We start from the raw sequence: 21,689 nt of genomic DNA, 5'->3' as shown, positions 1-21,689 counted from the left end.
CCGGCCGAGATTCGCGACCTCGCCGAGATGCTCGGCGTCAATCCGACCAAGAAGCTCGGCCAGAACTTCGTTATCGACGGCAATACCGTGCGGCGCATCGTGAAGGTCGCCGCCGTGGCACCCGGTGATACCGTCGTCGAGGTCGGCCCCGGACTCGGTTCGCTCACGCTCGGCATGCTCGAGGTCGGCGCGAGCGTCGTCGCCGTCGAAATCGACGACCGTCTGGCCGAGCAGTTGCCATTGACTGTCGAACTCATGCAGCCGGGGGCGGAGCTCACCGTCATTCGCGCCGACGCCCTGAAGATCACCGAGCTGCCCGGCGACCCCACCCGGCTCGTGGCCAACCTGCCGTACAACGTCTCGGTGCCGGTGCTGCTCTATCTGCTCGAACACTTTGCGTCGATCCGCGCCGGTGTTGTCATGGTGCAGGCCGAGGTCGGCGAACGTCTCGCCGCCCCGCCCGGCAACAAGATCTATGGAAGCCCGAGCGTCAAAGCCGCCTGGTATGGCTCCTTCCGCACCGCCGGCAAGGTAAGCCGGCAGGTATTCTGGCCGGTTCCCAACGTTGATTCGATCCTGATCGCCTTCGAACGTCGCACAAAACCGCTGGAATCCGAAGAACTGCGCCTCAAGACCTTCGCGCTCGTCGACGCGGCTTTTCAGCAGCGCCGCAAGATGCTGCGGCAATCCTTGTCGGTCATTCTCGGGGACTCGGCGGCGGCATCCGCTGTGATGAGCGCGGCGGGTATCGACCCGACGACGCGGGGAGAGCAGCTCACCGTTCATGACTTTCTCGCCATCGCCCGGGTCTGGCCCGAGAACTAGAAATCACTTCTATTTTTCTGGTGCAGTGTTTTCCAAGAGGCGGCGGACAGCCGTCTCGCCGGCGCGCCAAAGTCCGGCTTAGGCCACCGACATTGCGCCGGCGCAGGCAGCACTGCAGGAGTGGCTGGTACTCGCCGCGTCGATAGCAGCGAAGCGGCTGGGCTAAGTTAAAAGCATGATGACGACCGCCGGCACCTCCGTTGTGCACGCACGGGCCCCCGGCAAAGTCAACGTTTTCCTCAAGGTCGGCGCCGTAATGGAAGACGGTTACCATGACCTCGCGACCGCCTACCAGGCCGTTTCGCTGTTCGAAGAGGTTAGGGCCAGCCCGGCCACCGACTTCTCCGTACAGTTCAGCGGTAGCATCGATACCTCCGGCCTCGCCATCGACGGCACCAACCTGGCCATCAAGGCAGCTCGGGCCCTCGCCCGCAAGGCCGGCTACCGCGGCGGCGTGCATCTCGACGTCGAAAAGAACGTTCCGATCGCCGGCGGTATGGGCGGTGGTTCGGCCGACGCCGCAGCTACCCTGCTCGCCTGCGACGCCCTCTGGGGCACCAGCGCCACCAAAGACGAACTTCTCGCCATTGCCGCCACTCTCGGGGCCGACGTACCTTTCTCGTTCACCGGCGGCACCGCCATCGGTACCGGCCGCGGCGACCAGCTCAGCCCGGCTCTGGCCAAGGGCAAATTTCAATGGGTACTTGCCCTCGCCGACTTCGGAATGTCGACGCCCGGGGTCTACCAGGAGCTCGACCGGCACCGCGACCGCCACGCCCAGGACATCTTTCCGGCCCAGCATCAACCCAGTGTTGACACGAGCGTGCTGCAGGCCTTGCGCGCCGGTGACCCGCACATGCTCGCCGACGTGCTGCACAACGACCTTCAGGCTCCAGCGCTGCACCTCGCCCCGGGCCTCGGCAAGGTGCTTCAGCTCGGCGAAGAAAACGGCGCCCTCGCCGGCATCCTCTCTGGTTCTGGCCCGACCGTGGCTTTTTTGGTAACGGATGCCGACAGCGCTCTCGAATTGCAGGTCGCGCTCTCCGCCTCGCGCCTGCGCGTAGTACGGGCCACCGGCCCCGTGCACGGTGCCCGCCTCATCAGCGACTAGTCCCCTCCCGGCATAACTCCTGCAATCTGCCGGACGGCTGCGAAATGCCCGCGTCGTTCCGGGGGAGCCACGCAGCACGTAGGCGAATTGCAGGAGTTATGCTCGCTGATCCGGGGGCTGCGACCGTACCGTAAACTTAGAGGCTATGGCACATCTTCTCGGGGCTGAGTCCCTGCACCTCGAATTTCCTACCCGCGTCATCTTTGACAGCGTCACCGCCGGCCTGAACGAAGGCGACCGCATCGGCGTCGTCGGTAAGAACGGCGACGGCAAGTCCACTCTCATGCGCCTCTTGGCCGGCCGGATGGAACCCGACGAGGGCCGGGTCACCCGGCGTCGCGGTGTCACCATCGGCATGCTTGACCAGTCCGATGACCTCGCCTCTGGCCAGACCGTCGGCCACACCATCGTCGGCGGCATCGAAGAACACGTTTGGGCGGGCGACGCCAAGGTACGCGACGTCATCGGCGGCCTGGTGCGTGACATTCCGTGGGACGCCCTCGTTGACGACCTCTCCGGTGGCCAACGTCGCCGGGTGGCCCTCGCTGCCGTACTCATCGGCGACTACGACGTCATCTTTCTTGACGAGCCCACCAACCACCTCGACGTGGAGGGCATCTCCTGGCTCGCCGGTCACCTCAAGACCCGCTGGGCCGCCCAGAGCGGCGGACTGGTGGTCGTCACCCACGACCGGTGGTTCCTCGACGAGGTCTGCAACATCACCTGGGAGGTGCACGACCGCCTGATCGAACCCTTCGAGGGTGGCTACGCCGCCTACATCCTGCAGCGGGTGGAGCGCGACCGCATGAGTTCCGTGGTCGAATCCAAGCGCCAGAACCTCATGAAGAAGGAACTGGCCTGGCTGCGCCGCGGCGCCCCGGCCCGCACGGCGAAGCCCAAATTCCGCATCGATGCGGCGAACGTGCTGATCGAGAATGAGCCGCCGCCCCGCGACACCGTCTCGATGCAGTCCATGGCCATGCAGCGCCTCGGCAAGGACGTCGTCGACCTCATCGACATTGGCGTGAAGTTCGGTGACAAGACTGTGCTGAACGACATCACCTGGCGCATCGCGCCGGGGGAGCGCACCGGCATCATGGGCGTCAACGGTGCCGGCAAGTCCACGCTGCTCAACCTGGTCGCCGGTACCCTGCAGCCTACGACCGGCCACGTGAAGCGTGGCAAGACCATCAAGGTCGCCGTGCTCACCCAGCAGCTGTTTGAACTCGACGAGATTCGAAATGACCGCGTCAGCGACGTCATCGGCCGGCAGAAGACTAGCTACATGGCCGGCGGCAAGGAGATCACGCCGGGCCAGATGCTCGAACGCATGGGCTTTCTCAGCGCCCAGCTCACCACCCAGGTCAAGGACCTCTCCGGTGGTCAGAAGCGTCGCCTGCAGCTGCTGTTGATCGTGCTCGACGAGCCCAACGTTCTCATCCTCGATGAGCCCACCAACGACCTCGACACCGACATGCTCGCCGCCATGGAAGACCTGCTCGACTCCTTCCCCGGCACCCTTCTCGTTGTCTCGCACGACCGATACCTGATCGAGCGTGTCACCGACAACCAGTACGCGGTCATGGATGGCGGCTTTCGTCACCTGCCCGGCGGGGTAGACCAGTATCTCGAGGTGCGTCGCAAGGCTGTCGCCGGCCCGGCTTCCGGAACGCCCGCGGATGCCGGCGGCGCGACCAAAAAGATCCCTACTCTTGGCGGCGCGGAACTGCGCAATGCCCAGAAGGAGCTCGGTTCGATCGACCGCAAGGTGGTTAAACTGCAGGAGCGCATCGCTCTCAAGCACGAGAAGCTCGCCGCGCATGACCAGTCCGACTTTGCCGGTCTCGGCGCGCTCGGCGTGAAGTTGAGCGAACTTGAAGAGACCGTCGCCGCTCTCGAAACCCGCTGGGTCGAACTTACCGAGCTGATCGAGGGCTGACGGCGCAGAAGCTGTGACGCAGTGTGTCCTAGAGGCCCACGCGTCGCAGTTTCGGCGCGTATCGTTGAAGGGTACCCGCGCAGCCGCGGTACCCAGCTCTTCGAGAGCGCAGCCCTCTGGTAAGACCGGTCGTTGCTGTGCGCCCGGGAGCGACTAAACCCCCAGATCGTTCGAAGGAATCATTGTGAAGAAGAAACTGCTAGCCGCCCTCGCCGTCGTACCGCTCGTCGCGCTGCTGGCCGGCTGTGCCGGAGCATCCGACGGGCCCGCAACGGGTACCGACGGTGACGCCATCAAGATCGGCGTCGTCGGGGCCAGCGACTCGTACTGGGCGGTTTACACCGAGGCCGCCGCGGCCGAGGGCATTGAGATCGAGATCGTCAACTTCGCACAGTACCCACAGGGGAACCCGGCCCTCGCCGCCGGTGAGGTCGACCTCAACCAGTTCCAGCACATCGCCTACCTCGCCGAGTACAACGAGGCGAGCAGTGAAAACCTGGCCCCGATCGGCGCCACAGCCATCTACCCGATCGCCCTGTACTCCTCCGAGTACAGCAACGTCGACGACATCGTCACGGGCGACACCGTCGCCGTGCCCGACGACGACAGCAACCAGGCCCGCGCCCTCGTGCTACTGCAGTCCAACGGACTCATCGAGCTGACTGACGGCGGCACGATCTACTCCGGCCTCGATGACATTGACGAGGAGGCCTCAAAGGTCAAGGTCACGGCCCTCGAGGCGTCGCTCACGTTGGCCTCGCTGCCCGACGTTGCTGCCGCAGTCATCAACAATGACTTCGCCGAGAAGGGCGGGCTCAAGTTCGAGGACGCCATCGCCACCGACGACGCGACCGACCCGAAAGCCCTGCCTTACGCGAACATCTTCGTCTCCCGCGACGAAGACAAGAACAACGAGACGTTCCAGAAGCTCGTAGAGATCTTCCAGAACAGCCAGGATGTGCAAGACGGCGTGTTCGCGGTGTCCGGCGACACCGCTGTGATGCTGACCACCCCGGTGGCCGATCTTGAAGAGTCCTTGGCCGGCATTCAGGCCGAGATCAAGGCCGCCCAGTAAGCATCCGATTCACGAACAGCGCAGCTGCATGGAACACCAGCCGTGGACTGCGCTGTTGTGTTCAGCGGCAATAGACGAAGTGAGCGAGGCAGAACGGATGGCTCGAGTCAGCTCGAAGAGACCGTCGCCACGCTCGAAAGCCGCTGGGTCGAACTTACCGGGCTGAGCGAGGGCTACCGTCGCAGAAGCTGTGACGCAGTATGTCGGCGCGGGCCACGGGTCGCAGCTTCGGCACGTATCGTTAATGAGTGCCTCGCAGAGCTGCGGCACAGACCCCCACCCCCAACACCCAGGGTTGCTCTGTGCCCAAATAATCGCTGTGCCCATAATCGCCATCGGCGCTCTCGGGGAATTCACACAGCGAAAGAGACCCTCCATGAAAAAGCCCCGTCCCCTCAAGAAGTCCGTACTGGCCGCACTCGCGATCCTGCCGCTTGCTGCGCTACTGGCCGGGTGCGCAGGCGCTGCTGGCAGTGACGACGTCGTGAAGATCGGTGTCGTCGACGAGAGCGAACCGTACTGGGACGCCTTCACCCAAGCCGCAGCCGACGCGGGAATCACGGTCGACCTGGTCAACTTCGCCACCTACGAGCAGCCGAACCCTGCCCTGACCGCCGCTGAAATCGACCTCAATCAATTTCAGACTGTCGTCTACCTGGCCAACTACAACGTAGCGAGCAGCCAGGACCTCTCGGCAATCGGCGCCACTGCAATCTACCCGCTGGGTCTCTATTCCACGCAGTACACCAGCGTCGACGAGATTCAGAAGGGCGACACGGTGGCCGTGCCCAATGACCAGAGCAACATGGCCCGCGCGCTCGTCGTACTGCAGTCAGTTGGTCTGATCGAGCTCACCGACGGCGGCACGATTTCGTCGTCACTCGACGACATCGACACCGCTGCGTCACGGGTGAATGTGACGGCTCTCGACGCGTCGCTCACTACGACGTCGCTGCCCGACGTCGCCGCCGCGATCGTCAACAACGAGTTTGTGGGAAAGGCCGGGCTTAGTTTCTCGGACGCCATCGCCCAGGACGATCCGGCCGATGCCAAGTCCGTGCCCTATGCAAACGTGTTTGCAGCGCGCGCGGAGGACAAAGACAACGCGACGTACCAGAAGCTCGTCGAGATCTACCAGACCACGAAGGCCGTTCAAGATGGCGTTCGTGAAGCTTCCGGCGACACGGCCGTGCTGTTGACGACGCCCGTGTCCGAGCTGGAAGCGTCGCGCGCCTCGGTCGAGGCAGACACGACCGCTCGGAAGTAAGCATCAGCGTCACCGCGTGAGTAGTCTCGGTTCTGCCTGCGGCGTACATCGACCCGATAGCCGAGACTGCCCGTTTGCATTCCCCGGCGCGACATCACGATACATCAGCAACAAGAAGGTTTTTGAGGAACAACGGATGGCTCTAGTAAGCCTGAGAAATGTCAGCAAGGTGTACCCGCCCGCGAGCAAGGGCGCACCGAGCGTTACGGCGATCGACTCGGTCAGTCTCGACGTGGAGGCCGGGGACATCTATGGAATCATCGGATACTCCGGTGCCGGCAAGAGCACTCTCGTGCGACTCGTGAATGCTCTGGAACAGTCAACGAGCGGCGAGATCATCGTCGATGGGCAGGATATCGCCGTGTTGCCGGAGCGCGAATTGCGCAAGGTGCGCCTCGGAATTGGCATGATCTTTCAACAGTTCAACCTGCTCGGCTCCCGCACGGTGGCTCGGAACGTGGCCTACCCGCTCGAAGTGGCCGGGCGCCCCAAACATGAGCGCGCCGCCCGCGTGGCCGAATTGCTCGACTTCGTCGGCCTCGCCGACAAGGCCGGGTCTTTTCCCGACCAACTCTCCGGTGGGCAGAAGCAGCGGGTCGGCATCGCCCGCGCCCTCGCCACCCAGCCGAGCATTCTGCTCGCTGATGAAGCCACTAGCGCGCTCGACCCGGAAACCACGCACGAGGTGCTCGCTCTGCTCAAGCGTGTGAATGCCGAATTCGGGATCACGATCATCGTGATCACCCACGAAATGGATGTCATCCAGACGATCGCGACCAAGGTCGCCGTGATGGATCAGGGGCGAGTCATCGAACGTGGCCCCGTCTTCGACGTGTTCTCGAACCCGCAAGCCGCGGCATCCGCTCGTTTCGTCTCGACCGTGGTCAAGGGGATTCCGTCGCCCGCCGAACTCGCCGTGTTGCGTGAGCGGCACACGGGCCGCATCGTGACGCTGGCCTTTCGCGACAGCGCGGTCGACCAGAAGGCCGTCTTCGGCGAGTTCTCGAGCGCCGGAGTGGCCTTCGAGGTCGTCTATGGCGGCATCAACGAGATTCAGGGGCGCCCGTTCGGGCACCTCACCCTCGCGCTCACTGGCGCAGACCCGGTCATTGACCAGGTGCTCGCCCACATTCGAACGCTCACGACCGTCACGGAGGTGCGCTGACATGGATGCACTCATCGACCTGCTGCCCGAACTGTGGACGGCCACCTACGAGACCCTGTACATCGTCGCGATGACCCTGTTCTTCGGCGGCGTGGGCGGCTTGCTGGTCGGTCTCGGGCTCTACCTGACCAGGGCTGGCAGCATCCTCGAGAACAAGCCGTTGTTCTTCGTGCTCAACCTGCTGGTCAACTTCATTCGCCCGATTCCGTTCATCATCTTTCTGGCGGCGGCGCAACCGTTGGCTCGGGCCGTCACCGGCAGCGGCATCGGTAACAACGCGATCATCTTCACGATCGCTCTCGCCGCCTCCTTCGCCATGGCTCGCATCGTGGAGCAGAACCTGCTGACAGTGACGCCCGGCGTGATCGACGCCGCTCGCAGTGTCGGTGCCGGGCCGATTCGCATCATCTTCACGGTTTTACTGCCCGAGGCGCTTGGGCCGCTGATTCTCGGCTACACGTTCATTTTCGTCGCGCTCGTGGACATGTCGGCCGTTGCCGGTTACGTCGGTGGCGGGGGCCTGGGTAATTTTGCGCTGCTCTATGGCTACCGTCAGTTCAACCCCATCGTGACCTGGGCGGCCGTGCTGCTGATCATCGTGCTGGTGCAGTTCGTGCAGTTCTTCGGCAACTATCTCGCGCGCAAGGCCCTGCGTCGTTAGGGGCAGCTGCTAGTCGAAGTCGAGGCTGAGCTTTCGCAGCAGGCCGGCCAGCCGCTCCTGATCGGTCACCGAAAGGGTGTGAAGCAGCTCGGCTTCGGCGTCGACGAGCCGGGTGATGGCGGCATCCACTCGGCTAAGACCGGCCGGCGTCATACCCACAAGGATGCCGCGGCCGTCGTTGGGTGCGGAGCGGCGCTTGACGAGATTGCGGTCGACGAGACGGTCGATGCGGTTCGTCATGGTGCCGCTGGAAACGAGGGTCTGCTGCAGCAGGGCTTTCGGGCTGAGCTCGTAGGGGGTGCCAGCACGGCGCAGGGCCGAGAGCACATCGAACTCCCACGACGCGAGCTCCGAGCGGGAGAAGGCCGTGCGGCGGGCCCGGTCGAGGTGCTTCGACAACCGCGCGACTCGGCTGAGTACCTGCAGCGGCGCAAAATCAAGATCGGGCCGTTCGCGCAGCCACGAATCGACGATTCGGTCGACTTCATCATGGCCAGGCATTGCTCCATTATCCCGCTTATCCGGGGGTTTCTTCGCGCAGAAGCGCCGAGAGGGTGCCAGCGGCGTCGCGGGCCGCCAGAATCTGGCAGACTTGACTGGTTGCTGGCCCCGGCCAGCATGGTCCGCCATAGTGTAACGGCAGCACGGCAACCTTTGGAGTTGTTCGGTCCAGGTTCGAATCCTGGTGGCGGAGCCCTCACTCTCTCTACGTGTTAGGAATCCTGTGACAGACGCCCGCCTCGCCATCATTGTGTTGGCCGCCGGCCAGGGTACGCGCATGAAATCCAGCCTGCCGAAGCTGCTGCATCCGCTCGCCGGAGTGCCCATCGTCAGCCACGTACTGGCCACCGCGCGCGCGCTCGAGGCCGCGCATGTCGTAACCGTTGTGCGGCACGAACGTGACCTGCTCGCCGCTGTCGTGGCCGAAGACCTGCCCGAAAGCACCATTGTTGACCAAGATGAGATTCCCGGCACCGGCCGCGCCGTCGAACAGGCCCTCGCCGCCCTCCCCGCCGATTTCGACGGTGACGTGCTCGTCATCAACGGCGACGTGCCGCTGTTGAACGCCGCAACCCTCGCCTCGTTCATCGCCTCCCACCGCAAGGGCGCAGCGGCGGGAACCGTGCTGTCCGCCTACCCGGACGATGCGACCGGCTATGGGCGCATCATCCGCTCGGTCGAGGGTGCGTTCGACCGCATTGTTGAGCAAAAAGATGCGACAGATGCCGAACTGGCCGTCACCGAGATCAACGCGGGCGTCTACCTGTTTGGTCTGGCCGCGCTGCGCGAGCAGCTGGCGCAGCTGACCACCGCGAACGCGCAGGGCGAGAAATACCTCACCGATGTGATCGAACTTTTGCGTCGGGCTGGCTCCGAGGTGAGCGCCGTTCCCGTCGCTGACGCCTGGATCGTGGCCGGCATCAACGACCGCGCCCAGCTGGGGGACACCGCGCAAAAACTCAACGCCCTGATCGTGCGTGGCTGGCAGCTCGCCGGTGTGACCGTGCAGGACCCGGCCACCACCTGGATCGATCTGAAGGCTGTGCTCGCGCCCGACGTGACCCTGCTGCCTGGCACCCAGATCGTCGGGGCCACCGTGGTGGCCACTGGCGCCATCATCGGACCCGACACCACCCTGCGCGACTGCGAGATCGGCGAAGGAGCCCGGGTGAATCGCACGGACGCAACATTGGCTGTGATCGAGGCGCGCGCGTCTGTCGGGCCATTCTCGTACCTGCGCCCGAATACCGTGCTCGGCGCTGACGGTAAAATCGGGGCCTTCGTCGAGACCAAGAACGTGCAGATCGGCGCCGGCAGCAAGGTGCCCCACCTGAGCTACGTTGGCGATGCCACGGTCGGCGTGGGATCGAATATCGGTGCCGGCACAATCTTCGCCAACTACGACGGCGTGGCCAAACATCACTCCGCGATCGGGTCGCACGTGCGCACCGGGTCGCACAACGTGTTCGTCGCGCCGATTACAATTGGTGACGGGGCGTATACAGGGGCTGGCACAGTCGTTCGCAAGAGCGTTCCGGCCGGTGCACTCGCCATCAACGTGGCCCCTCAACGCAACATGGACGGTTGGGTTCACCTCAACCGTCCGGGCACAGCCGCCGATACAGCGGCGGCAGCAAGCCTGCGCCTCACAAGCAGCGAAAAGACTGGAGAATAGGTGTCGGAAATCAAGACCAGCGGCGAGAAACGATTAGTACTGGTTTCAGGGCGAGCGCACCCGCAGCTCGCTCTCGACATCGCCACGGAGCTTGGTTCGGAGCTACTCCACACCGATGCACGCACTTTCGCCAACGGCGAACTGTATGCCCGGTTCGACCAGAGCGTGCGCGGCTCTGACGCTTTCGTCATCCAGTCGCACACCGCGCCGATCAATGAATGGCTGATGGAACAGCTCATCATGGTTGACGCGCTCAAGCGGGCCTCCGCGAAGCGAATCACCGTCGTCGCGCCTTTCTACCCCTACGCTCGGCAGGACAAGAAGGGGCGCGGCCGCGAGCCGATCTCGGCCCGTCTCGTCGCCGACCTGTTCAAGGTAGCCGGCGCCGATCGGATCATGTCGATCGATCTGCATGCCGCCCAGATCCAGGGCTTCTTCGATGGACCCGTTGACCACCTGTTCGCGATGCCGGTGCTGCTCGAGCACTTCCGCGAGAAGCTCGACCCGGCCACCCTCACCATCGTCTCGCCGGACATGGGCCGCGTGCGCGTCGCCGACATCTGGAGCGACCGCCTCGGAGTTCCGCTGGCCATCATCCATAAGCGCCGCGACCCGCTCGTGCCGAACCGGGTCTCTGTGCACGAGATCGTCGGTCAGGTTGAGGGCCGCGTCTGCCTGCTCGTCGACGACATGATCGACACCGGTCGCACGATCGCCCTGGCCGCAGAGGCCCTCCGCGAGGCCGGCGCCATCGGAGTCGTCGTCGCCGCCACCCACGCCGTGTTCAGCGACCCGGCCGTTGACATGTTGCAGAACCCGGCCATCAGTTCCGTGGTCGTCACCGACACGCTGCCGATCCCGCCGGAGAAGCGCTTTCCGACCCTGACGGTGCTGCCGATCGCCCCGTTGCTGGCGCGCGCCATTCACGAGGTCTTTGACGAGGGTTCGGTCACCTCGATGTTCGACGGTGCCGCGTAGCGCCCTAAGTCGCAAAAGTGGCGGAATTCGGGAGGCGTCGGCTGCGGCCGCCGCCTCCCGATCGTTAACTGCGCCCTTCTCCAACTGCGCCAAGAATGCACGATTCTCGCCCGTTTCGCTGGCATTCGCACGTTCGCGCGGCCTCACTCCCCGCGCGTTGGACTGTGCGTGGGGCCGAAAATGGCAACTCGCAGGGTTCCGCTCGCCGAGCGGTGAGTTTTGATGCCCGAGTCGTGAGTAGGGAGCGATTTGACGCCATTTTGGGGTCAAGACTCACGGCTCGACGGTGTGGACTCAGTGAAACTCACGGCTCGGCGACCCAGCGCGCGAGGACGCCCACTTAGCGCGCAAGGGTTTGCTAGCTGGGGGTGCCCGGGGTGATCTGGCGCGGCGCCGAGGGAATGATTCCGAGCGACGTCACGAAGGTGTCGCGCTCGTTCTGGTCGATGGCGTAGCACTGCCAGCCGAACCCGCCGGGTCCGGCAAGGTCGAAGCGAGCGTCGAAGTCGACGGCGAACGGATAGTACTGGGCCACTGCGGTCGCGCAGGCGTTGGCGGCGGTGTCGGAGGCGACCCGCATGGTCGTGAGTACACCCGGCACCACCAGGGCTATCAACCCGAGCACGACGACGACCCGCAAAATGGTTGCGAAATGCTTGCCGCGCAGCGGGCGGTAATTCTCATTCGGCTCGTAGCCGGAAAGCTCGGGGTGATTGTCAGTCATGGGGACCCCTAGTCTTTCAGAGCTTGGTGTGAAGCGGCCGGTGAAAAAACTGGCCGACAGTATCCGTTCACACCCGAGGGTAGGAGCGGATACTGCCGGCCGGCAACGCGGATGGTCAGTGCGTAGACGCCTCAGTGACGATCTCGGTGCGGTCGCCGGACCACAGGGTGTGGAAGGTACCGGGCATGTCGACGCGGTGGTACGTGTGGGCGCCGAAGAAGTCGCGCTGGCCCTGCACCAGGGCGGCCGGAAGCCGCTCACTTGCCAGCGAGTCGAAGTAGCTCAGGCTGGCTCCGAAGCCGGGAACCGGGATGCCAGAGAGCGCCGCGGTTGAGACTACGCGGCGCCACGCTGCCTCGCCGGCGGCGACAGCCTCGGCGAAGTACGGGTCGACGAGCAGGCTCGGGATCGACGGGTCGTTGGCGTAAGCGTCCACGATGCGGTTGAGGAACTGCGCGCGAATGATGCAGCCGCCGCGCCAGATGGTGGCGATGGCGCCCTTGTCAATGTTCCAGTTGTACTTGATCGCACCGGCGATGATCGCATCGAACCCCTGTGCGTACGCCACGATCTTCGAGGCGTAGAGCGCCTGGCGTACGTCTTCCTGAAAGGTGTGGCCGACGACGGCGAGCTCGGGTCGGGCGGTGATGCTGGCACGCACCGGTCCACGCTGCTCCGGGTGGCTGGAAACGGCGCGGGCGAAGACGGCTTCGGCGATGCCGCCAACGGGAACGCCGAGGTCGAGAGCATTCTGCACCGTCCAGACGCCGGTTCCCTTGGACCCGGCCTCGTCGAGCACGACGTCGATGAACGGCTTGCCGGTCTTCGCGTCGACCTGGCGCAGAATCTCCGCGGTGATTTCGATCAGGTAGCTGTTGAGCTCCCCGCCGTTCCAGTCGGTGAAGACGTCGGCGATGGCCTCGGGGGAGTGTCCGCCGACCTTGCGCAGCAGGTCGTAGGCCTCGGCGATGAGCTGCATGTCGGCGTATTCGATGCCGTTGTGGACCATCTTGACGAAGTGGCCGGCGCCGTCGGTACCGATGTGCGTGACGCACGGCACGCCGTCGACGACGGCGGCAATGGATTCGAGAATGGGTCCGAGGGTCTTGTAGGCCTCGACCGAGCCGCCGGGCATGATGCTGGGGCCGTTGAGGGCGCCCTCTTCGCCACCGGAGATGCCGGCGCCGACGAAGTTGATGCCCTTGGCGCTTTGCTCCTTTTCGCGACGGATGGTGTCGGTGAAGTCGGCGTTACCGCCGTCGACGATGATGTCGCCGGGTTCAAACAGCTCAGAGAGCTGCGAGATGACGGCGTCGGTGCCGCGTCCGGCCTGCACCATGATGATCGCGGTGCGCGGGCGGGTCAGCGTAGCGACGAAATCGGCGATGTTCTCGGAGGCGACGAAATTCGCCTCCGGGTGCTCGGTCGTGAGCAGACGGGTGCGTTCGGGGGAGCGGTTGTAGACCGCGACCGTGTTTCCTTCGCGGCCAGCGAGGTTGCGGGCCAGGTTGGAACCCATCACCGCCAGACCGACGACACCGATATTTGCCTGTGCTTGCCCTGACTCTGACACGTTTTCTCCTTTGGGGCTGTGTTGAACAGACCACCTGCGAGTTTAGTGCACGGGCCTGATTAGTCCCACAAGCGGGGGACACGCGCGATTTCATAAAAACAGATATAAATGTTAGCGTACAACTTGTAATCAGATTTATTACGTGCTCGTCGCGTCGTGATCCGAGGTAATGAAGCAGCGGCCGTCCGAGGAGCACCATGACTGATCACTTTCACACGCCCATCATCGTGATGGGCGTTCAGGGGTGTGGTAAATCCACTGTCGGCCTCGCCCTGGCGCAGGTGCGTGGCCTGCGGTTTCTCGACGGTGACGACCTGCACAGCGTGGCCGCGCGCACCAAGATGGCGTCCGGGCATCCGCTCACCGATGAGGATCGGCTGCCCTGGCTCACCCGCATCGCCGAGGCGATAGCGGACGCCGCTCTACTCGGTGACCCCGTAGTTGTCGCCTGCTCCGCGCTCAAGCGCAGCTACCGCGATCTTCTGCGCGCCTTCGTGCCGACCCTGGTCTTTGCCGAGCTTTACGGCAGTCAAGAACTCATCGCGGAGCGTCTCACCCACCGCAACCACGAGTACATGCCACCCACACTGCTCGACTCGCAATTCGCGGCGCTCGAACCTCTCGCGGCCGACGAAGCGGGACTCCGCTTCGACCTTATCCATACTCCCGACGAACTCGTCGACTTGATCCACAAAGGGATAGCTCACTGATGACCGATCTTGAAATGAACTGGGTGCTCGGCACCCCCGCTTTGCTCGGCGTTGCCGCTGGCGCAATCGCGGTGCTCCTCGTGCTCATCATGAAGTTCAAGGTGCACGCGTTCCTGTCGCTGATCATCGTGAGCCTGCTCACCGCGGTCGCCACCGGCATTCCGACCGCCCGTCTCATGCCCACCCTGCTTGAAGGCTTCGGCAGCACCCTGGCCGGGGTCGCCCTGCTCGTCGGCTTGGGCGCCATGCTTGGCAGGATGCTGGAAACCAGCGGTGGAGCGCAGGTGCTGACGGATGCCCTGATCTCCAGGTTTGGAGAACGGCGCGCGCCGATCGCCCTCGCCGTTGCGTCGCTCATGCTCGGTTTCCCGATCTTTTTCGACGCCGGCCTCGTCGTCATGCTGCCGATCATCTTCGCCGTAGCCCGTAGCCCGTCGCCTCGGTGGATCGTTCCTCGGGTATGCGTTTCCGTCGGCCGTGGCTTTCTCGGTCATGCACATTTTCGTGCCGCCGCACCCGGGGCCCGTCGCGGCAACCGGCCTGCTTGGTGCCGACGTGGGACTCGTTCTGATCTTCGGTCTTCTGGTCGCCCTTCCCACCTGGTATGTCGTCGGCCACCTGTTCGGTGGGTATGTCGGTCGCAAGTACGACATTCCCGTGCCCGCCATCCTGCGCGGCAGTACCGGTGACTTCACCGAGTTCGCTTCCGCGCCCCGCATCGGCATCATCATGACGCTGCTCCTACTGCCGATCGGACTGATCTTTTTCAACACCGGCCTGAACATGGCCGCAACCGCCGGGCTCGTCTCCCTTGACGACGCCTGGGTGCAGGTCCTGCGCGCCATCGGCGAGACTCCGGTCGCACTACTTATCACCGTGGTTCTTGCCATGGCCCTGCTGGGCTGGAAAAAGCGCAAGTCGGCCACCCTCGTAGAATCCGTTGTGGACAGCGCGCTCGGCCCGGTCTCGGCTGTCATCCTCATCACCGGCGCCGGCGGAATGTTCGGCGGCGTGCTCCGTGCCAGCGGCATCGGCAATGCCTTGGCCGAATCGCTTGACGCAATCGGTCTGCCTGTCATCGTGGCTGGGTTCGTGATCGCCGCCCTCGTGCGCATCGCTCAGGGGTCGGCAACAGTTGCCCTCACCACGACAGCGGCGCTGCTGCAACCGGTTGTGATGGGCAACACCATGTTTAACCCGGTCGAGCTCGCTGCCATCGTGCTGGCCCTCGCCGCCGGGTCGGTGTTCGCTGGGCACGTCAACGATTCCGGCTTCTGGCTGGTCAGCCGCTTCTTCGGAATGGACACCAAAACAACGCTCAAGACCTGGACGGTCGGTCAGGCCCTCGTCGGAATCGTGGGCTTCACGATTGCCGCGGCCATCTACCTCGTAGCCAGCCTGATCTGATCTGTTGGCGCGGCGCCCGCCCGCGCTCTAGAAGAAAATGCGGGCAGTATCGGCCCAGGACTCTTCGACTTCGGCGATGGTGCGCCGCATGATCAGTTCCATCGACTCGCGCGCCCGCACGGGGTGCCCGCCCTGAATGGCGTCCGCCACGTCGACGTGCCACTGCAGCGCGGTTTCGTGCGGGTGGGCAGGCATGAGGCCGAGGCCGGTGCGCCCCGAGAGTACGGCGGCGATCACTTCGTCGAGCTTGGCGAACATTTCATTGCCCGATCCGTGCAGCACAAGGCGGTGAAAATGGATGTCCAGATCCAGAAATCGTTCCAGGTCACCGGAACGTCCCACCGTGCGCATCTGCGCCGCCACGGTCATGAGCTCGCCCGACATCGCCTGCGGGCAGTGCTGGGCGGCCAACTCGGCAGCCATCGGCTCAACGGATGCCCGCAGCTCGGTGAGCGAGCGCAGCTGCGCGCCCCGCCCCGCCCCGGCCAAACGCCAGCGGATGAGGACCGGGTCGAACGCATTCCACCCCGATTGCGGACGCACCCGAATTCCGACGCGCTTGACCGACTCGACCAGGCCCATCGCCGCGAGCACGCGCACCGCCTCGCGCACGACCGATCGACTGACCCCCTGGGCGCGCTCGATCTGCTCTGAGAGCATGACCGTTCCGGCGGGCGTGCGGCCGTCGACGATGAGGGTGCCCACCGCGTCGACCACGCGGTTGTGCAGGCTCGATGACATGCTCCGACCCTAACGTCTGGCGAGGCGCAGCCGCAGCGAACGACACGCCCGGGCTGCCGTACCGTCCCGAACTGTGTAAGCTTGGAAGCGAACTTCGGCGAGGGATCCTGCCGGGCCAGACTTGGGCCGGCAGCATCCGTTATCGACGCGGCGGACGAGGCCTTGGGCTTTTCCTCACGCTGACATGCGTTCGAGTTGAATCAGTACCCACTTTTCGGGCTTCGGTCCGTACCAGAACTCGGGCATCGTGCCCGGCAAGGAGAAAATACCATGGCTAGAGAAGTTACCGCCGTCGCCGCTGAACTGCGCGAAAGCTTTGGCAAGGGCGCGGCCCGCAAGCTGCGCGTGCTCGGCAAGATTCCTGCCGTCATTTACGGCCACGGCACCGAGCCGGTGCACGTGTCGCTGCCCGCCCATCGCATCGCCCTGTTGCTGCGTCGCGCCAACATGCTCCTCGAGCTCGACATCGCCGGCGCCAAGCAGCTTGTGCTGGTCAAGGACGTGCAGAAGGACCCGGTGAAGGCCATCATCGAGCACATCGACCTCGTCGTCGTGCGCAAGGGCGAAAAGGTGCAGGTGGAAGTTCAGGTGCACATGTCGGGCGAGTCCTTCCCGGGCACGATCGCCGACTTCGATACCAAGACCCTGCTGCTCGAGGTCGAAGCGACCGACATCCCCGAGAACGTCACTGTGTCGATCGAAGGCCTCGAAGACGGCGCCCAGATTCACGCCAAGGACGTTCCGCTGCCCTCCGGCGCCACGCTGATCTCTGATGAAGACGCCCTCGTCGTCTACATCCACACCCCGCGCGGTGAAGATGAAGAAGAGGCCGAGACCGAGGTCATCACGGCCGGAACCCCGGCCGCTACGCCCGCCGCGTAGCTGTAATTTTCAACTGGTTCCGTCTGGGCTTTCGCCCTCGCACACGGAGGAATCCCCTGGACACGAACCTGTGGCTCGTAGTCGGGCTCGGTAACCCCGGGCCCGACTACGCCGGCAACCGGCACAACGTCGGACAGATGGTGGCCGCACAGCTCGCCGACCGTCTCGCGTCAAACTTTAAACGTCACAAAACGGCCGCCCTCGTGGCCGAAGGACGCCTCGCGCCCGCCGGACCCAAACTGGTGCTGGCCAAGCCCGCCACGTTCATGAACGTCTCCGGTAGCCCGGTCGCAGCGCTGCTGCGCTTCTACTCGCTGCCCATCAACCGGCTCATCGTCGTGCACGATGATCTCGACCTGCCCTTTGACACGCTCAAGATCAAGGTTGGCGGCGGTCACGGCGGCCACAACGGCCTGCGCGACATCATCGCCGCCACCGGCAGCAACGAGTTCATTCGCCTACGCATGGGCATCGGGCGCCCGCCCGGCCGCCAGAATCCGGCCGATTTCGTGCTGCACGACTTCGCTGCCGCCGAGCGCAGCATTCTGCCTAACCTGATAGCGGATGCCTCCGACGCGATCGAACTCATTGCCACCGACGGCGTCGTGGCGGCCCAGCAGAAGTTCCACTCGCCGTCTTGAGTTCGGCGCTGTCGGTGCCAGTGCGTAGACTCATTCAGTGATCCTTCAGGGCTTAATCGCAGCGCTCGCGCGCGCCTCCACGTTCGACAACGCCCTCGCCTACGCGAGCCGGGACGCGGATTTCTCGCTGACCGAGGGCCTGCGAGCAGCCCTGCTCGCAGCACTGCTGAACCTGCGGCGCGATGATGCGCAGGCCCTGTTCGTCATCACCGCGACCGGCCGCGAGTCGGAGGCAATCCGTGAAAACCTTGGCTGCTTCGCCACGAGCGCCGAAATCATCGACTTTCCGGCCTGGGAGACCCTGCCGCACGAACGCCTGAGCCCGAGCGCCGAGATCGTCGGCAAGCGCCTGCACGCCCTGCGCCGCATGCGCGAATGGCAGGAGCAAGACCCAGGAAAGCGGCGTCCGCTCATCGTTGTTGCCTCGGTACGGGCGGCCCTGCAACCCGTTGCCGACAACCTCACCGACTACGAACCGATCGAGCTCACCGTCGGCGCCCGCGGCCACGATCTCGCGGCGATCGTGCTGCAGTTGATCAACGTCGCCTACGCCCGTGTCGACATGGTCACCCGGCGCGGCGAGTTTGCCGTACGAGGGGGAATTCTCGACGTGTTTCCGCCGGTCGCTTCGCACCCCTACCGGGTCGAATTCTTTGGCGACGAGGTCGAGCAGATTCGCCTGTTCAACGTGGCCGACCAGCGGTCGCTGCCCGAACCGGTCGAATCCGTCAGCCTGCCGCCCAGCCGTGAACTGTTGCTGAGCCCAGCCGTGCGGCAGCGCGCCCGCGAAATGCAACACGAATTTCCGAGTCTGGCCGGTCTGCTCGCCAAGATCGCCGAGGGAATCCCGGTCGAGGGCATGGAAAGCATCGCTCCGGCCCTGGTCGACCGGCTGGTGCCCGTCACCCACTACCTGCCGACCAATGCCGCCGTCGCTGTCATCTCGCCGGAACGGGTCGCGAGCCGGGCGATCAGCCTGGCCGAGACCAATCGTGAGTTTCTCGGCGCCGCCTGGAGCGCCGCCACGGCCGGTGCTGACGCCCCGATCGACTTAGAATCCGGTGATTTTCTCACCCTGGAGCGCCTGCGCGACAGCGTGAAGTACTCGGCGCCTGGCGCGCCGGCCTCCGGTCACAACTGGTGGACTCTGAGCACCTTCCAGGCCGCACCGACCGATTCGCCGGTTTTGCCCGAACACCTTGAGATGGACGAACTGCTCACCATTCGCATCGAAGCGGATGCCGTTCCCACCTTCGCCGGCAGCGTCGACGGAGCCGTGGGTCACGTCGCCTCCCGGCTGCACGACGGCTGGGTCGTCGGCATAGTGGCCCAGGGTGCCGGCCTGGTCGAACGGGCCGCTCAGGTGCTCGCCGAGCGCGAGCTGCCGGTGCGGGTGGTGGAGGTGTGGCCGCTGGAACCGGAACCGGGTATCGCCTACCTGCTGAAGGCATCCGTCGATCACGGCTTTGAGCTGCCGCAGAGCAAGCTCGCTCTGATCAGCGAGAGCGAGTTCTACGGGCGCACCGTCGGGTACTCCGAGCGGCAGATCAAGAAGCTCGCCAGCCGCCGCAAGAATGTCGTTGACCCGCTGCAGCTCGTGGCCGGCGACCACGTGGTGCACCAGACGCACGGCATCGGCCGTTTTCTCGAACTGACTCAGCGTGAGGTGTCAAGCGGCGGCCGCAACCCGGTCAAGACCACCCGCGAATACCTCGTGCTGGAATACGCTCCGTCGAAGCGTGGGCACACCGGCGACCGGCTGTACGTGCCGACCGACCAGCTCGACCTCGTCACCCGCTATGTCGGCGGCGAGGCTCCGGCCCTGAGCAAGATGGGCGGTAGCGACTGGTCGAGCGCCAAGACCAAGGCGCGCAGGGCGGTACGCGACATTGCCGTCGAGCTCGTTAAACTGTATTCGGCCCGCATGGCCAGTAAGGGGCATGCCTTCGGGCCGGATACCCCCTGGCAGCGTGAGCTTGAAGAGGCATTTCCCTTCGTGGAGACCCCCGACCAGCTCACCACCATCGACGAGGTCAAGGCCGACATGGAACGGCCCATTCCAATGGACCGGCTGCTCAGCGGCGACGTGGGTTTTGGCAAGACTGAGGTGGCCATTCGCGCTGCGTTCAAGGCCGTGCAGGACGGCAAGCAGGTCGCCATGCTCGTGCCAACCACCCTGCTGGTCAGCCAGCACATGGAGACCTTTAAGGAACGCTTCGCCGGGTTCCCGATTCACCTGCGTGCCCTATCACGATTCCAAACCGACAAGGAATCGCGCGAAACCATCGCCGGCATGCTCGACGGCACCGTCGACGTCGTCATTGGCACGCACCGCTTGCTCTCATCATCGATTATCTTCAAAGACCTCGGCCTGGTCATCATCGACGAGGAGCAGCGCTTCGGCGTCGAGCACAAAGACGCGCTGAAGAAGCTCAAGACCAACGTCGATATTCTCGCGATGAGCGCGACGCCCATTCCGCGGTCCCTCGAGATGGCGGTCACCGGCATCCGTGAAATGTCGACCCTGGCTACCCCACCCGAAGACCGGCACCCGATTCTGACCTTTGTGGGACCGTATTCCCAGCGACAGGTTGCCGCCGCCATCCGCCGGGAGTTGCTGCGCGAGGGCCAGATCTTTTTCGTGCACAACCGGGTCACGACCATCAACCGCATCGCCACGCAGCTCGCCGAACTCGTACCGGAGGCGCGCATTGCGATCGCACACGGGCAGTTGCCGGAGGCGCAGCTGGAGCGGGTGGTCGGTGATTTCTGGGAGCGCAAGTTCGACATTCTGGTCTGCACCACGATCATCGAGACCGGCCTCGACATCAACAACGCCAACACCATCATCATCGACCGGGCCGACAAGTTCGGCCTGAGCCAGCTGCACCAGCTGCGCGGCCGGGTCGGGCGCGGCCGCGAACGGGCCTACGCCTACTTTCTGTATGACGAGAACAAGCCGCTGTCGGAGACCGCCCACGACCGTCTCGCCACCATCGCCGCCAACAACGAACTCGGCGCCGGCATGCAGGTGGCCCTCAAGGACCTCGAGATTCGCGGCGCCGGCAACCTGCTCGGCGGCGAGCAGGCCGGCCATATCGCCGGCGTGGGCTTCGACCTATACCTGCGCATGATCGGTGAGGCCGTGAGCACCTTCCGCGGCGATGTCGCCGAGGGGCAGACCGAGCTGCGGCTGGAGTTGCCGGTCGATGCGCACATTCCGCACAACTTCGTCGACAGTGAGCGCCTACGCCTCGAGGCGTACCAGAAGCTCTCCAGTGCGAGTGCACCCACAGCGAACGATGACCAGATCGACCTCGTGCTCGACGAGCTCACCGACCGCTACGGCGAACCGCCCGTTCCGGTGCAGAACCTCGTGGCCGTATCGCGGCTGCGCTGGCAGGCCCAGCAGGCGAAGCTCAGCGAGGTCGTGGCCATGGGCTCGAACCTGCGCGTTGCGCCGGCCGACCTGGCCGATTCGATTCAGGTGCGCCTGCAGCGGATGTACCCCGGCTCGCGGTACGTGTCCGCCACCGGCGCACTCAGTGTGCCGATGCCGCGCCCGAACGGTGAACCGCTCGATGACAACGCCCTGATCGAGTGGACCAAGACGCTGCTGGCCGCCATTTTCCCGCCGGCCATTCCGGCAGTTGCCGGGCCGGCCTAACCTCAGAGCCCTCCTCGCGGTGCGCGGGTGTTGCGCCAGTACGCGGGAGGCCGAACTCCCGCGCACTGGCGCAGGTCCAGCGCGTCGAGTGGCGCGGGAGTTTTGGCCAGACGGGAACTCCCGCGTACTGGCGTATCTCCCGCGCGT

17 protein-coding genes, 1 tRNA gene and 1 pseudogene are annotated in these 21,689 nt (G+C 64.7%); 15 read left to right on the top strand and 4 right to left on the bottom strand.

Features of this window, described 5'->3' with window-relative positions; translation table 11 throughout:
- The first annotated feature begins 27 nt into the window (after window positions 1-27).
- The 7 genes from rsmA to CXY70_RS14665 all read left to right on the top strand — a co-directional run bounded on the left by rsmA (window position 28) and on the right by CXY70_RS14665 (window position 8,043).
- A complete protein-coding gene (gene rsmA, locus CXY70_RS14695) occupies window positions 28-825 on the top strand; it encodes a 16S rRNA (adenine(1518)-N(6)/adenine(1519)-N(6))-dimethyltransferase RsmA (protein WP_233205973.1) in 798 nt (265 codons plus the stop codon).
- Between the two features lie 178 nt (window positions 826-1,003).
- The gene (locus CXY70_RS14690; protein WP_104193206.1) at window positions 1,004-1,936 is read left to right on the top strand and encodes a 4-(cytidine 5'-diphospho)-2-C-methyl-D-erythritol kinase; all 933 of its coding nucleotides are present in this window, start codon (window positions 1,004-1,006) and stop codon (window positions 1,934-1,936) included.
- 145 nt (window positions 1,937-2,081) lie between these two features.
- A complete protein-coding gene (locus tag CXY70_RS14685) occupies window positions 2,082-3,875 on the top strand; it encodes an ABC-F family ATP-binding cassette domain-containing protein (RefSeq protein WP_104193069.1) in 1,794 nt (597 codons plus the stop codon).
- A gap of 184 nt (window positions 3,876-4,059) precedes the next feature.
- The gene (locus CXY70_RS14680) at window positions 4,060-4,950 is read left to right on the top strand and encodes a MetQ/NlpA family ABC transporter substrate-binding protein (RefSeq protein ID WP_104193068.1); all 891 of its coding nucleotides are present in this window, start codon (window positions 4,060-4,062) and stop codon (window positions 4,948-4,950) included.
- 376 nt (window positions 4,951-5,326) lie between these two features.
- Window positions 5,327-6,217, top strand: coding sequence for a MetQ/NlpA family ABC transporter substrate-binding protein (locus tag CXY70_RS14675; protein WP_104193067.1), 891 nt, complete (start codon window positions 5,327-5,329; stop codon window positions 6,215-6,217).
- A 136-nt stretch (window positions 6,218-6,353) separates the two neighbouring features.
- A complete protein-coding gene (locus tag CXY70_RS14670; protein WP_104193066.1) occupies window positions 6,354-7,382 on the top strand; it encodes a methionine ABC transporter ATP-binding protein in 1,029 nt (342 codons plus the stop codon).
- 1 nt (window position 7,383) lies between these two features.
- Window positions 7,384-8,043 (top strand): methionine ABC transporter permease, encoded by a 660-nt coding sequence (locus tag CXY70_RS14665; protein WP_104193065.1) that lies wholly within the window; start codon window positions 7,384-7,386, stop codon window positions 8,041-8,043.
- A 9-nt stretch (window positions 8,044-8,052) separates the two neighbouring features.
- On the opposite strand, the gene CXY70_RS14660 is transcribed toward CXY70_RS14665, so the two are convergent.
- Entirely contained in the window at window positions 8,053-8,544 is a 492-nt protein-coding gene (locus tag CXY70_RS14660; protein WP_104193064.1) for a MarR family winged helix-turn-helix transcriptional regulator, read from the bottom strand.
- Window positions 8,545-8,665: 121 nt separating this feature from the next.
- Here CXY70_RS14660 and CXY70_RS14655 point away from each other — a divergent pair.
- From CXY70_RS14655 to CXY70_RS14645, 3 genes are all read left to right on the top strand, one after another.
- Window positions 8,666-8,737, top strand: a tRNA-Gln gene (locus CXY70_RS14655).
- Between the two features lie 30 nt (window positions 8,738-8,767).
- Window positions 8,768-10,219: a bifunctional UDP-N-acetylglucosamine diphosphorylase/glucosamine-1-phosphate N-acetyltransferase GlmU gene (gene glmU, locus CXY70_RS14650; protein ID WP_104193063.1), complete on the top strand. Its 1,452-nt coding sequence runs from the start codon at window positions 8,768-8,770 to the stop codon at window positions 10,217-10,219.
- On the top strand, window positions 10,220-11,197 hold the full coding sequence (locus tag CXY70_RS14645) for a ribose-phosphate diphosphokinase (RefSeq protein WP_104193062.1): 978 nt from the start codon (window positions 10,220-10,222) through the stop codon (window positions 11,195-11,197).
- 358 nt (window positions 11,198-11,555) lie between these two features.
- Here the strand turns inward: CXY70_RS14645 and CXY70_RS14640 are convergent, their stop codons facing one another.
- Together CXY70_RS14640 and gndA are read right to left on the bottom strand one after the other, a co-directional pair.
- Complete coding sequence (locus CXY70_RS14640; protein WP_104193061.1) at window positions 11,556-11,921, bottom strand: hypothetical protein; 366 nt, start codon at window positions 11,919-11,921, stop codon at window positions 11,556-11,558.
- Between the two features lie 115 nt (window positions 11,922-12,036).
- A complete protein-coding gene (gene gndA, locus CXY70_RS14635) occupies window positions 12,037-13,494 on the bottom strand; it encodes an NADP-dependent phosphogluconate dehydrogenase (protein WP_104193060.1) in 1,458 nt (485 codons plus the stop codon).
- A 197-nt stretch (window positions 13,495-13,691) separates the two neighbouring features.
- On the opposite strand from gndA, the gene CXY70_RS14630 reads away from it, so the two are divergent.
- Complete coding sequence (locus CXY70_RS14630) at window positions 13,692-14,204, top strand: gluconokinase (RefSeq protein ID WP_199183453.1); 513 nt, start codon at window positions 13,692-13,694, stop codon at window positions 14,202-14,204.
- Window positions 14,204-15,611: pseudogene (locus tag CXY70_RS14625) on the top strand (GntP family permease). The gene CXY70_RS14630 and the pseudogene CXY70_RS14625 overlap by 1 nt, the downstream one beginning before the upstream one ends.
- Window positions 15,612-15,638: 27 nt before the next feature.
- Here CXY70_RS14625 and CXY70_RS14620 read toward each other — a convergent pair.
- Window positions 15,639-16,352 (bottom strand): FadR/GntR family transcriptional regulator, encoded by a 714-nt coding sequence (locus tag CXY70_RS14620; RefSeq protein ID WP_104193059.1) that lies wholly within the window; start codon window positions 16,350-16,352, stop codon window positions 15,639-15,641.
- 270 nt (window positions 16,353-16,622) lie between these two features.
- Here CXY70_RS14620 and CXY70_RS14615 point away from each other — a divergent pair, with 270 nt between their 5' ends.
- Genes CXY70_RS14615 through mfd form a run of 3 tightly spaced genes read left to right on the top strand, consistent with a single transcriptional unit; the run spans window position 16,623 to window position 21,542 of the window.
- Complete coding sequence (locus CXY70_RS14615) at window positions 16,623-17,234, top strand: 50S ribosomal protein L25/general stress protein Ctc (protein ID WP_104193058.1); 612 nt, start codon at window positions 16,623-16,625, stop codon at window positions 17,232-17,234.
- A 56-nt stretch (window positions 17,235-17,290) separates the two neighbouring features.
- A complete protein-coding gene (gene pth, locus CXY70_RS14610; protein ID WP_104193057.1) occupies window positions 17,291-17,875 on the top strand; it encodes an aminoacyl-tRNA hydrolase in 585 nt (194 codons plus the stop codon).
- A 37-nt stretch (window positions 17,876-17,912) separates the two neighbouring features.
- Window positions 17,913-21,542 (top strand): transcription-repair coupling factor, encoded by a 3,630-nt coding sequence (gene mfd, locus CXY70_RS14605; protein ID WP_104193056.1) that lies wholly within the window; start codon window positions 17,913-17,915, stop codon window positions 21,540-21,542.
- The last annotated feature ends 147 nt before the right edge of the window (window positions 21,543-21,689 follow it).

The sequence above is a fragment of the Cryobacterium sp. Y82 genome (assembly GCF_002929495.1).
GTDB classification, from domain to species: Bacteria; Actinomycetota; Actinomycetes; order Actinomycetales; family Microbacteriaceae; genus Cryobacterium; species Cryobacterium serini.
This window is presented reverse-complemented; position numbering and strand designations above follow the sequence as displayed.

Coding starts and splice junctions, on each gene's coding strand:
- CXY70_RS14620 (WP_104193059.1), bottom strand. CDS start 16,352: ATGTCATCGAGCCTGCACAACCGCGTGGTCGACGCGGTGGGCACCCTC.
- CXY70_RS14685 (WP_104193069.1), top strand. CDS start 2,082: ATGGCACATCTTCTCGGGGCTGAGTCCCTGCACCTCGAATTTCCTACC.
- CXY70_RS14690 (WP_104193206.1), top strand. CDS start 1,004: ATGACGACCGCCGGCACCTCCGTTGTGCACGCACGGGCCCCCGGCAAA.
- CXY70_RS14615 (WP_104193058.1), top strand. CDS start 16,623: ATGGCTAGAGAAGTTACCGCCGTCGCCGCTGAACTGCGCGAAAGCTTT.
- CXY70_RS14630 (WP_199183453.1), top strand. CDS start 13,692: ATGACTGATCACTTTCACACGCCCATCATCGTGATGGGCGTTCAGGGG.
- rsmA (WP_233205973.1), top strand. CDS start 28: ATGCTCGGCGTCAATCCGACCAAGAAGCTCGGCCAGAACTTCGTTATC.
- CXY70_RS14660 (WP_104193064.1), bottom strand. CDS start 8,544: ATGCCTGGCCATGATGAAGTCGACCGAATCGTCGATTCGTGGCTGCGC.
- CXY70_RS14670 (WP_104193066.1), top strand. CDS start 6,354: ATGGCTCTAGTAAGCCTGAGAAATGTCAGCAAGGTGTACCCGCCCGCG.
- CXY70_RS14675 (WP_104193067.1), top strand. CDS start 5,327: ATGAAAAAGCCCCGTCCCCTCAAGAAGTCCGTACTGGCCGCACTCGCG.
- CXY70_RS14640 (WP_104193061.1), bottom strand. CDS start 11,921: ATGACTGACAATCACCCCGAGCTTTCCGGCTACGAGCCGAATGAGAAT.
- CXY70_RS14665 (WP_104193065.1), top strand. CDS start 7,384: ATGGATGCACTCATCGACCTGCTGCCCGAACTGTGGACGGCCACCTAC.